This window comes from Streptomyces sp. NPDC040718, assembly GCF_055593565.1.
The window spans coordinates 1-10,633 of the sequence record NZ_JBVIXO010000033.1 but is presented as its reverse complement, the minus strand read 5'-3'; the positions used below and the strand labels follow the sequence as shown (position 1 = coordinate 10,633).

Here is a 10,633-nt window from a genome sequence, read left to right as displayed (position 1 = left end):
TGATCCGGAAGGAGCCGGCGTCGGCGGCGAGCGCGAACAGTCCGATGAGGAAGGGGACGTCGCCGAGCTTGGTGACGAGGAAGGCCTTGAGGGAGGCGGAGCGGGCCGCCTCGGTCTCCCAGTAGTGGCCGACGAGGAAGTACGAGCAGATGCCCATGATCTCCCAGCCGACCAGCAGCACCATCAGGTCGCCGGAGTAGACGACGAGCAGCATGGCGGAGGTGAAGAGGGAGACGAGGGCCGCGTAGGACGGGTAGCGCGGGTCCTCGCGCAGGTACGCCGTCGAGTAGAGCTGTACGCAGGTGGCGACGACCCCGACGAGGGCGGCGACCAGTACGGCGAAGCCGTCCAGGTGGAGCGACAGCTCGATCGGCACGGAGCCGGTCGGGGTGAGCTCGGTCGCGGTGTCGATGGCCGGGCCGCCCCCGTGGCGGACGGCGACGAGCACGGCGAGGACGGCGGCGGCCAGCGTCGGCAGGATGGCGAGCGGCCTGACGAAGCCGGGGGCGGTGCGGCCGAGGAGCAGGCCGGCGACGGCGCCGAGGAAGGGGAGGACGGGGACGAGGACCGCGAGGGTCGTGGTGCTCACGCGGCGACCTCCGGCCGGGCAGTGGTGGCAGCGGCGGTGTCGTCGGGGTGGCCGGGCTCGGGGCCCTCGGCGGTGTCGCGCAGCCTGTCGACGTCCGAGGTGCCGCGGTTGCGGTACACCATCAGCACGATGGCGAGGCCGATGCCGATCTCGGCGGCGGCGATGGCGATGGTGAAGAGGGTGAGGGCCTGGCCGGCGTGCAGGGTGTCGCGCAGCCAGACGTCGAAGGCCACCAGGTTGAGGTTGACGGCGTTGAGCATCAGCTCGACGGACATCAGGACCAGGATGGCGTTGCGGCGGGCGAGCACTCCGTAGAGGCCGGTGGCGAAGAGGAGGGCCGCGAGGACCGCGGGGTAGGCGAGGTGCATCAGCGCTGTCCCTCCTGGCCGCCCGCGCGGGCGGCGGCGTCGGCGGCGTCCTCGGCGGGGGTGTTGCGGCGGGAGAGCACGATGGCGCCGATCAGGGCGGCGAGGAGGAGCACGGAGAGCGCCTCGAAGGGCAGCACCCAGTGCTGGAAGAGGATCTCTCCGGAGACCTTGGTGGAGCCCTGGGCGGGTCCGTCGAGGTCGATCCAGGTGGTGCGGAAGGCGTCGACGACCACCCAGACGAGCGCGGCCCCGGCGGCGCCGGCGACGCCGAGCGCGACCCAGCGGTTGCCGGAGTCGGCGTCCGGGGAGCGCCCGATGGGGGCCTTGGTGAGCATCAGCCCGAAGAGGAGGAGGACGACCACGGAGCCGAGGTAGATCAAGACCTGGACCCAGGCGATGAACTCGGCGGTCAGCAGCAGGTACTCGACGGCGATCCCGCCGAGCGCGACGACCAGCCAGAGGGCGGCGTGCACGAGCTGCTTGGTGGTGACCGTGATGACGGCCGCGCCGAGGGTGGCGAGGCCGACGAGGAGGAAGGCGATCTCGACGCCGGTCGGCGAGAGGAAGCCGGGGCCGGGCGCGGGGGCGCCCGCGGCCGCGGCGGCTGCGAGGTGGGCGGGGTACATCAGGCGGTGCCTCCCGCCGGGGTGTCGGGGGTGCCGTCGGCGGGCGGGGCCGCTTCGGCCTCGGCCGCGGCGGCGGCCGCCGCGGCAGCGGTGGCTTCGGCCTTCTCCACGGCCTTGCGGGCGGCCGCGATCTCCTTGGGCTCCTCCGCCGCGGGGTCGAGGGCGGGCGGGGCCGGCACGGTCCACATCCACTCGCGCAGCTTGTCGCGCTCGTGGGTGAGCTCGTGGATGTCGGTCTCCGCGTACTCGAACTCCGGCGACCAGAAGAGGGCGTCGAAGGGGCACACCTCGATGCAGATCCCGCAGTACATGCAGAGGGAGAAGTCGATGGCGAAGCGGTCGAGGACGTTGCGGCTGCGCTCGCGGCCGCCGGGGGTGGCGGCGGGCACCGTCTCCTTGTGGGAGTCGATGTAGATGCACCAGTCGGGGCACTCGCGGGCGCAGAGCATGCAGACCGTGCAGTTCTCCTCGAACAGGCCGATGACCCCGCGGCTGCGGGGCGGGAGCTCGGGCTGCACCTCGGGGTACTGGGCGGTGTGCGCGCGCTTGGTCATGGTGCGCAGGGTGACGGCCAGGCCCTTGGCGAGGCCGGATCCGGGAATCGGGGGCATTACTGGATCGCCACCTTCACGATGCCGGTGAGCGCGATCTGGGCGAGCGCGAGCGGGATGAGTACGGTCCAGGCGAGCTTCTGGAGCTGGTCCTCGCGCAGGCGCGGGTAGCTCACGCGGAGCCAGATGACGACGAAGGCGAGGACGGCGGTCTTCAGGAGGGTCCAGAACCAGCCGAGGCCGTCACCGCCGAAGGGGCCGTGCCAGCCGCCGAGGAAGAGGACGGTGGTGAGGGCGCAGAGGACGACGATGCCGGCGTACTCGGCGAGCAGGAACAGCGCGAAGCGCAGGCCGGTGTACTCCGTGTACGCGCCGAAGATGATCTCGGAGTCGGCGACGGGCATGTCGAACGGGGGCCGCTGGAGTTCGGCTAGGCCGGCGGTGAAGAAGACGACCGCGCCGATGATCTGCCAGGGCAGCCACCACCACTCGAAGGCGCCGACGATGCCGGGCAGGGACACGGTCCCGGCGGCCATCGCGACCGAGGCGGCGGCGAGCAGCATGGGCAGCTCGTACGCGAGCAGCTGGGCCGCGGTGCGCAGGCCGCCGAGCAGGGAGAACTTGTTCGCGGAGGCCCATCCGCCCATGAGGCTGCCGAGCACGCCGACGCCCATGACGGCGAGCGCGTAGAAGAGGCCGGCGTCGATGACCTGGCCGATCCAGCTGTCGCCCGGGCCGATGGGGATGGCGATGAGGACGAGGAGGTACGGCAGCAGCGCGACGGCGGGGGCGAGCTGGAAGATCCGCCGGTCGGCGTTGGCCGGGACGATGTCCTCCTTCTGCGCGAACTTCACGCCGTCGGCGACGAGCTGGGCCCAGCCGTGGAAGCCGCCCGCGTACATGGGGCCGAGGCGGCCCTGCATGTGCGCCATCACCTTGTGCTCGGTCTGCCCGATGACGAGCGGGAGCACGAGGAAGGCGGCGAAGACGACGATCAGTCGCAGGGCGACGTCGAGGACGTCGTTCACGCGTCGCCTCCGGTGGTGTCGGTTTCGGTTTCGGTATCGGGCTTGGGCTTGGGCTCGGGTTCCGGTTCGGGGGTCGGCTGCGGCGGGGTGGCGGCCGGGGGCTCCTCGAAGGCGGGCTTCGGGTTGTGCCAGGGCGCGTCCGTGCTGCGCGGTGCCGGGCGCCTGGGAGCCTCCGGCTCCGGCGCGGGGGCCTGGCCTGCCGGGGTGTCCGGGGTGCCGGCCGGGGTGCCGGGAGCCGGAACCGCCTGGCTGGCCGAGCCGTCGGAAGCCGAGCGGGTCCGGCGCGGCGGGCGCGGGGCGTCCGGGGCACCGGCCGGGGTGCCGGATGCCGGGGTGGCCGCGGTGCCGGCCGGGGTGTCCGGGCTGCCGACCGGGGTGCCGGGGGCCGGGGTCGCCTGGCCGGCCGAGCCGTCCGCGACCGAGCGGGTACGCCGGGCCGGGCGCGGGGGGTCCGGAGTGCCGGCCGGGGTCTCCGGGGTGTCGGCGGGCGCCGGCGGGGTGGTCTGGCTGGCGGAGCCGTCCGCCACCGAGCGGGTGCGGCGGACCGGGCGCGGGGTCTCCGGGGCGTCGGCGGCCGGGGCCTGGGTGGCCGAGCCCTCCGTCACCGACCGGGTGCGGCGCACCGGGGCGCCCTCGCGCGGCGTGCGCGCCGGCCCGGCGCCCGCGGCGCGCGGGGTGCGGGCCGGCCGGGCGGGGGCGGGGGGCAGCTGGCCCTTGAGCGGGCCCCAGTCGTTCGGGTCCGGCACGCCGGGCGGGAGCATCTGGCGGCGCTTGGGTGCGTCCGGGTCGTGCGCCTCGCCCGGCTCCTTGGCACCGGGCCACGCCTTGGCGACGCGCGCCGCCAGGACGAAGTCCTTGCGCAGCGGGTGTCCCTCGAAGTTCTCGGGGAGGAGCAGGTGGACGAGGTTCGGGTGGTCCGTGAAGGTGACCCCGAACATCTCGAAGGTCTCCCGCTCGTGCCAGGCGGCGCCCGCGTACACGGCGACGGCCGACGGCAGGGAGGGCGCCGAGTGCGGGACGGTCGTGCGCAGCAGCAGGCGGCGTACCCGGTGGTTCTCCAGGGAAACGACGTGCGCGCAGACGCGGAAGCCCGTACCGGGCTCGTCGACCGCGCTCAGCCAGTCGAAGTAGGTGCAGCCGAGCTTGTCGCGGGCGATCTCCAGCGAGGGGATCCAGGAGCCGACGGGGACGTCGACGGTGAGGAGGTCGTACGCGGACGAGGCCACGGCCTCGGCGCCGAATACCGTGCCTGCCGCGTCGGGGAGGGAGTCGTAGAGGTTCACGCGCCGGCCCCCGGTGCGGGCGGCGCCTGGACGAGGCCGCTGGTGAGCTGGGCGACGGAGGGCGATGCCGCGTAGCGGTCCGCGAGGGACTCCCGGGCGATCTTCTCCTGGAGCTTCAGGATGCCCTGGAGGAGGGCCTCCGGGCGGGGCGGGCAGCCCGGCACGTAGACGTCGACCGGAATGATCTGGTCCACGCCCTTGGTGACGGAGTACGAGTCCCAGTACGGGCCGCCGCAGTTGGAGCAGGCACCGAAGGAGATGACGTACTTCGGCTCGGGCATCTGCTCGTACAGGCGCTTGACGGCCGGGGCCATCTTGTCCGTCACCGTGCCCGAGACGATCATCAGGTCGGCCTGGCGCGGGCCCGGCGCGAACGGAATGACACCCAGGCGGATGAAGTCGTGTCGGGCCATCGACGCGGCGATGAACTCGATCGCGCAGCAGGCGAGGCCGAAGTTGAAGACCCACAGGCTGTAGCGGCGGCCCCAGTTGAGGACCACCTTCATGGGTTCCGGGGCGAGGCGGGAGAGCACTCCCAGCCTCTTCGGCTCCGGAAGCAGCTGGGGCTCCGGGGTGACGGCCGGTGTCACGTCCATTCGAGGACGCCCTTCTTGTACGCGTAGAGCAGGCCGACGGCCAGGAACCCCAGGAAGATGAACATCTCGACCAGGGTCGTGGCGCCGTAACCGGCGGCGGCGAACACCGTCGCCCACGGGAAGAGGAAGATCGAGTCGACGGCGAAGATGACGTACAGGAACGCGTAGACGTAGTAGCGGACCTGGGTGTGCGCCCAGCCCTCGCCCACGGGGTCCACGCCGCACTCGTACGTCAGCAGCTTCTCGGGGGTCGGGACCACGGGCCTCAGCAGGCGGCCGGCGCCGAAGGCCACGGCGACGAAGAGCACGCCGACGACAGCGAGCAGGCCGACGACCGAATAGCTCCGGAAGTAGTCCGCTGCGATCACGGTTGCTGTCGATACCGTTGGGTCGGGCACGTCCGTTCCTCGCTCCTCGGCCACTGTCGACGATCAGGTTGATCTGGTACGGCAGGGAGTCTAGGGCCTGGGCTGCACGGGGTGGGGTTACCCCCCGTTCACTGGCGCCTGGCTGCCCCATGGCGTCGGCGGGGCGGAGTTGGCAGGCTGAGCCGCATGACCGCGAACGATCAAGCTTCCGCTCCCCCTCCCGTACGCCCCGCCTTCGACGCGGCCACGTGGAAGGAGATCGCCCACCTCCTGAGCAACCTGCCGGTGGCGTTGATCGGATTTGTTTACACGGTTTTCATGATTGCGACGGCGGGCGGTCTGACCGTGACCGCGATCGGACTGCCGCTGCTCGCGTGCGGTCTCCTCGGATCGCGGCAGCTCGGAAAGCTCGAACGCGCCCGGGCGCGAGCCCTGCTCGGCGTACGGGTGGAGGAGCCGACCCCGCTGCCGGGGCCGAAGCGGGCCGGCGGGTTCTTCGCCTGGCTGTGGGCCGGGATCAAGGACCCGGTGGGCTGGCGGACCGTGCTGTACGGACTGGTCCGGCTGCCGTGGGGAGTACTGACTTTCAGTATCGCGCTGACCGGGCTGTTCGTGCTGTGGCCCGTGCTGCCGTACGTGGCGCGCGGCCTGGCCAACGTGGACCGCGCGATGGTACGGGGCCTGCTGTCGCCCTCCGACGAGCTGGAGCGGCGCATCGCGGAGCTGGAGTCGGGGCGCGGGGTGGTCGTGGACACGGCGGCGGCCGACCTGCGGCGGATCGAGCGCGACCTGCACGACGGGGCGCAGGCCCGGCTGGTGGCGCTGGCCATGGGACTCGGCCTGGCGAAGGAGAAGCTGCTGGAGGACCCGGAGGGTGCGGCGGCGATGGTCGACGAGGCGCACGGCGAGGTGAAGCTGGCGCTCCAGGAGCTGCGGGACCTGGCGCGGGGCATCCACCCTGCGGTGCTGACCGACCGGGGGCTCGACGCGGCGCTGTCGTCGGTGGCCGCGCGGTGCCTGGTGCCGGTGAAGGTGCACGTGGAGCTGACGGAGCGGCCGGCCGAGGCGATCGAGGGGATCGCGTACTTCGTGGTGTCGGAGCTGCTCCAGAACGTCAGCAAGCACGCGGGTACGGGGGCGCGGGGCGCGAGCGTCGAGGTGTGGAGGTCCGGGGCGCGGCTGCTGGTCCGGGTGGCCGATGACGGGCGGGGCGGAGCCGATGCCTCCGGCGGGAGCGGGCTGGCGGGGCTCGCGGAGCGGCTGCGCGCGGTGGACGGGGTGTTCGTGGTGGATTCCCCCGAAGGGGAGGGGACCGTGGTCACGGCCGAGCTTCCCTGGCGTGCCCGTTCGTAGGCCCGGAGGGCGGGGTGGGGGTGGGGTTAACCCCACTGGGGAGACGCCGACCTGCCGCATGGTCCGGGCAGAGGGGCCGGCGGCAGGGTTGGGGGATCAAGGGATGAGCTGAAGGGCGGGTCGGGATCATGGGCAACGGCAAGGGCATCGGCCGGACGGTGCTGCGGGCTCCGGTGGCGGCGCAGACCTGGCGCGAGTTCGCGTACCTGCTCGTGGGCCTGCCGCTCAGCGTCCTGTACTTCTCGCTCGCCGTCACCGGGGTGGCCGTCGGTGCCGGGCTGCTCGTGACCTTCGTGGGGGTGCCGGTGCTGGCCGGGGTGCTGGCCATGTGCCGGGGCTTCGGACAGGTGGAGCGGGCCCGGGTACGCGGGCTGCTGCGCGTGCCGATCGCCGGTCCGGCGCCGGTCCGGCCGGGCAAGGGCGGGGCGGTGGCCCGGGTCGGGGCACTGCTCAAGAACGGCAGCGCCTGGCGGCACGTGCTGTACTCCGTGGTCCACCTGCCCTGGGCGGTGTTCACCTTCTCGACGGCGCTCGTGCTGTGGACCGCCGGCTGGAGCATGCTGCTGTACCCGCTGGGGTTCTGGGTCTTCCCGGCCTTCACCGACCTGCCGGGGCTGCCGGTCCTCCAGAACGACGAGTACGCCTTCTACGTGGACTCCCCCGTGACGATCGCCGGCGCCTTCGTCATCGGGCTGGGCCTGACGCTGGCCACCCCGTGGGTGCTGCGGGCGCTGACCACCGCCGACCGGGTGCTGGTCGGCGGGCTGCTCGGCCGGTCCCGCCTGGACGACCGGGTCATGGAGCTGGAGTCCGACCGCGGGGCCGTGGTGGACACGGCGGCGGCCGACCTGCGGCGGATCGAGCGCGACCTGCACGACGGGGCACAGGCCCGGCTGGTGGCGCTGGCCATGGACCTCGGGCTGGCGAAGGAGAAGCTGGCCGAGGATCCGCAGGCCGCGGCCCGGATGGTGGACGAGGCGCACGGCGAGGTGAAGATCGCCCTCCAGGAGCTGCGGGACCTCGCGCGGGGGATCCACCCTGCGGTGCTGACCGACCGGGGGCTCGACGCGGCGCTGTCGTCGGTGGCCGCGCGGTGCACGGTTCCGGTGAAGGTGGAGGTGGACCTGCCGGCCCGGCCGGCGGCGGCGATCGAGGGCATCGCGTACTTCACGGTCTCCGAGCTGTTGCAGAACGTCAGCAAGCACGCGGGGGCGCGGGTCGCGAGCGTCGAGGTCTGGAAGTCGGGGGCGCGGCTGCTGGTCCGGGTGGCCGATGACGGGCGGGGCGGAGCCGATGCCTCCGGCGGGAGCGGGCTGGCGGGGCTCGCGGAGCGGCTGGATGCGGTGGACGGGGTGTTCGTGGTGGATTCCCCCGCCGGGGCGGGGACCGTGGTCACGGCCGAGCTTCCCTGGCGGTCCTGACGCTGCCGTGGCCGTTGCCCTGGCCGGGCGGGTGGGGGTGGGGTGCCGCTGCGCGGGGCCGGTCCCCTGCCCGCCCTTCCGCCGCTCCTCCCCCGGCTACCGCTGGGAAGTACCCCCAGGGCCCGCCCGGACCCTTCTGGGGGCTCCGCCCCCAGACCCCCGCGCCTCAAACGCCGGCGGGGCTGGATGGTGCCGGCCAGGGCTGGATGATGCCGGCTGAGGCTGGATTTGCCGGCCGGGGCCGGAAGAGTTCAGGGCTGGAATCGGCCATGTCTTGAGCCCTTGGCTTGGACCCGCCCCCGCGTGCCGCTCCGGCTGGGATGCTTGGCCCTGCCAAGTGGTCGACGAGTGGACGCGGGAGCTGCGGGAACGTGGAAGACAGGGTGCGGGTCGTCATCGCCGAGGATTCAGTGCTGCTCCGTGAGGGCCTGACCCGGCTGCTGACCGACCGGGGGCATGACGTCGTGGCCGGCGTCGGGGACGCGGAAGCCCTGATCAAGACGGTGGCGGAGCTGGCGGCCGAGGGGGCACTGCCGGACGTGGTGGTGGCCGACGTGCGGATGCCGCCGACGCACACCGACGAGGGCGTGCGGGCCGCCGTGCGGCTGCGCCGCGACCACCCCGGCATCGGGGTGCTCGTGCTGTCGCAGTACGTGGAGGAGCAGTACGCCACCGAACTGCTGGCCGGTTCCAGTACCGGCGTGGGGTACCTGCTGAAGGACCGCGTCGCCGAGGTCCGGGAGTTCCTCGACGCCGTCGTCCGCGTCGCCCGGGGCGGGACGGCGCTGGACCCCGAGGTCGTGGCGCAGCTGCTCGGCCGCAGCCGGAAGCAGGACGTCCTCGCCGGTCTGACCCCGCGCGAGCGCGAGGTACTGGGCCTGATGGCTGAAGGACGCACGAATTCCGCTGTGGCCAAGCAGCTCGTGGTGAGCGACGGGGCCGTGGAGAAGCACGTCAGCAATATCTTCATGAAGCTGGGCCTGTCCCCGAGTGACGGGGATCACCGGCGTGTACTGGCGGTCCTCACCTACCTGAGGTCTTGATTAACTGACAATGTGTCAGGTAAGGCGCGCCGTTCCGGCGCACCACGGCGACCGCCGGGTGATTTGGAATATTTCGAGTTGTGCACGACGTCTGTCGGACAGACCGCCCCGTGAGGGACGGTCCAGAATGCGGGCGACCCAGGGCCGGACGACCTCACGGACGTAGGGTTGGTTTTGGGAACGAGCGCCCCCGCCTCGAAGGAGGTCCAGTTCAGTGACCAGCCAGGTCAGTAGCCCGGCCGAGCAGGCCGACGGGGCCGGCGGGTCCATCGGGGAGCAGCGCAGCGCGACTGCACCCCATGGAGCCGGCAAGGAAATCCGCCGTGTCGACCGGGTGATCATCCGCTTCGCGGGTGACTCGGGTGACGGTATGCAGCTGACGGGTGACCGTTTCACCTCGGAGACGGCGTCCTTCGGCAACGACCTCTCGACGCTGCCGAACTTCCCGGCCGAGATCCGGGCCCCCGCCGGGACCCTGCCGGGCGTGTCGTCGTTCCAGCTGCATTTCGCGGACCACGACATCCTCACCCCGGGTGACGCCCCGAACGTGCTGGTCGCGATGAACCCGGCGGCGCTGAAGGCCAACATCGCGGACGTGCCGCGCGGCGCGGAGATCATCGTCAACACCGACGAGTTCACCAAGCGCCCCATGGCCAAGGTCGGCTACGAGACCTCCCCGCTGGAGGACGGCTCCCTCTCCGCGTACAACATCCACCCGGTGCCGCTGACCACCCTGACGGTGGAGGCCCTGAAGGACTTCGGGCTCTCCCGCAAGGAGGCCGAGCGCAGCAAGAACATGTTCGCGCTGGGCCTGCTGAGCTGGATGTACCACCGGCCCACGGAGGGTACGGAGAACTTCCTGCGGCAGAAGTTCGCGAAGAAGCCCGACATCGCCGAGGCGAACATCGTCGCCTTCCGCGCGGGCTGGAACTTCGGCGAGACGACCGAGGACTTCGCCGTCTCCTACGAGGTCGCCCCGGCCACCAAGGCCTTCCCGACGGGGACGTACCGGAACATCTCCGGGAACCTCGCGCTCTCGTACGGGCTGATCGCGGCGGCCCAGCAGGCCGATCTGCCGCTCTACCTGGGCTCCTACCCGATCACCCCGGCCTCGGACATCCTGCACGAGCTGAGCAGGCACAAGAACTTCGGCGTACGGACCTTCCAGGCCGAGGACGAGATCGCCGGCATCGGCGCCGCCCTCGGCGCGGCCTTCGGCGGCGCGCTCGGCGTGACCACCACCTCCGGGCCCGGCGTGGCGCTGAAGTCCGAGACCATCGGGCTGGCGGTGTCCCTGGAGCTGCCGCTGCTGATCGTGGACATCCAGCGCGGCGGCCCCTCGACCGGTCTGCCGACCAAGACCGAGCAGGCGGACCTCCTCCAGGCCATGTACGGCCGCAACGGCGA

The 10,633-nt window shown here is 72.4% G+C and carries 12 protein-coding genes; 4 read left to right on the top strand and 8 right to left on the bottom strand.

The window, feature by feature from the left end:
* The 8 genes from ACZ597_RS35380 to ACZ597_RS35345 form a co-directional block, all read right to left on the bottom strand.
* The coding region (locus tag ACZ597_RS35380; RefSeq protein ID WP_471339511.1) for a proton-conducting transporter transmembrane domain-containing protein at positions 1 to 589 on the bottom strand (589 nt) is incomplete at its 3' end.
* A complete protein-coding gene (gene nuoK, locus ACZ597_RS35375; RefSeq protein ID WP_471339507.1) occupies positions 586 to 957 on the bottom strand; it encodes an NADH-quinone oxidoreductase subunit NuoK in 372 nt (123 codons plus the stop codon). The genes nuoK and ACZ597_RS35380, both read right to left, overlap by 4 nt.
* Positions 957 to 1,583 carry an NADH-quinone oxidoreductase subunit J family protein gene (locus tag ACZ597_RS35370; RefSeq protein WP_471339504.1) on the bottom strand — a complete coding sequence of 209 codons (627 nt, stop codon included), beginning with the start codon at positions 1,581 to 1,583 and terminating at the stop codon, positions 957 to 959. The genes nuoK and ACZ597_RS35370 overlap by 1 nt, the downstream gene beginning before the upstream one ends.
* Positions 1,583 to 2,194: a NuoI/complex I 23 kDa subunit family protein gene (locus ACZ597_RS35365; RefSeq protein ID WP_471339501.1), complete on the bottom strand. Its 612-nt coding sequence runs from the start codon at positions 2,192 to 2,194 to the stop codon at positions 1,583 to 1,585. Before ACZ597_RS35365 ends, ACZ597_RS35370 begins: the two co-directional genes overlap by 1 nt.
* Positions 2,194 to 3,162, bottom strand: coding sequence for a complex I subunit 1/NuoH family protein (locus ACZ597_RS35360; protein WP_471339499.1), 969 nt, complete (start codon positions 3,160 to 3,162; stop codon positions 2,194 to 2,196). The genes ACZ597_RS35365 and ACZ597_RS35360 overlap by 1 nt, the downstream gene beginning before the upstream one ends.
* On the bottom strand, positions 3,159 to 4,445 hold the full coding sequence (locus ACZ597_RS35355; protein ID WP_471339496.1) for an NADH-quinone oxidoreductase subunit C: 1,287 nt from the start codon (positions 4,443 to 4,445) through the stop codon (positions 3,159 to 3,161). The genes ACZ597_RS35360 and ACZ597_RS35355 overlap by 4 nt, the downstream gene beginning before the upstream one ends.
* Positions 4,442 to 5,041, bottom strand: coding sequence for an NADH-quinone oxidoreductase subunit B (locus ACZ597_RS35350; protein ID WP_471339493.1), 600 nt, complete (start codon positions 5,039 to 5,041; stop codon positions 4,442 to 4,444). The genes ACZ597_RS35355 and ACZ597_RS35350 overlap by 4 nt, the downstream gene beginning before the upstream one ends.
* Complete coding sequence (locus tag ACZ597_RS35345) at positions 5,032 to 5,439, bottom strand: NADH-quinone oxidoreductase subunit A (RefSeq protein WP_042801540.1); 408 nt, start codon at positions 5,437 to 5,439, stop codon at positions 5,032 to 5,034. The genes ACZ597_RS35350 and ACZ597_RS35345 overlap by 10 nt, the downstream gene beginning before the upstream one ends.
* A gap of 156 nt (positions 5,440 to 5,595) precedes the next feature.
* Between ACZ597_RS35345 and ACZ597_RS35340 the strand changes: the two genes are divergently transcribed.
* The 4 genes from ACZ597_RS35340 to ACZ597_RS35325 form a co-directional block, all read left to right on the top strand.
* Positions 5,596 to 6,762, top strand: a complete 1,167-nt coding sequence (locus ACZ597_RS35340; RefSeq protein ID WP_471339490.1) for a sensor histidine kinase — start codon at positions 5,596 to 5,598, stop codon at positions 6,760 to 6,762.
* A 128-nt stretch (positions 6,763 to 6,890) separates the two neighbouring features.
* The gene (locus tag ACZ597_RS35335) at positions 6,891 to 8,183 is read left to right on the top strand and encodes a sensor histidine kinase (protein ID WP_471339487.1); all 1,293 of its coding nucleotides are present in this window, start codon (positions 6,891 to 6,893) and stop codon (positions 8,181 to 8,183) included.
* A 383-nt stretch (positions 8,184 to 8,566) separates the two neighbouring features.
* The gene (locus ACZ597_RS35330; RefSeq protein WP_185911428.1) at positions 8,567 to 9,226 is read left to right on the top strand and encodes a response regulator transcription factor; all 660 of its coding nucleotides are present in this window, start codon (positions 8,567 to 8,569) and stop codon (positions 9,224 to 9,226) included.
* A 214-nt stretch (positions 9,227 to 9,440) separates the two neighbouring features.
* On the top strand, positions 9,441 to 10,633 hold a 1,193-nt coding region (locus tag ACZ597_RS35325), incomplete at its 3' end, for a 2-oxoacid:acceptor oxidoreductase family protein (RefSeq protein WP_471339485.1).

Coding starts and splice junctions, on each gene's coding strand:
- nuoK (WP_471339507.1), bottom strand. CDS start 957: ATGCACCTCGCCTACCCCGCGGTCCTCGCGGCCCTCCTCTTCGCCACC.
- ACZ597_RS35370 (WP_471339504.1), bottom strand. CDS start 1,583: ATGTACCCCGCCCACCTCGCAGCCGCCGCGGCCGCGGGCGCCCCCGCG.
- ACZ597_RS35365 (WP_471339501.1), bottom strand. CDS start 2,194: ATGCCCCCGATTCCCGGATCCGGCCTCGCCAAGGGCCTGGCCGTCACC.
- ACZ597_RS35350 (WP_471339493.1), bottom strand. CDS start 5,041: ATGGACGTGACACCGGCCGTCACCCCGGAGCCCCAGCTGCTTCCGGAG.
- ACZ597_RS35340 (WP_471339490.1), top strand. CDS start 5,596: ATGACCGCGAACGATCAAGCTTCCGCTCCCCCTCCCGTACGCCCCGCC.
- ACZ597_RS35335 (WP_471339487.1), top strand. CDS start 6,891: ATGGGCAACGGCAAGGGCATCGGCCGGACGGTGCTGCGGGCTCCGGTG.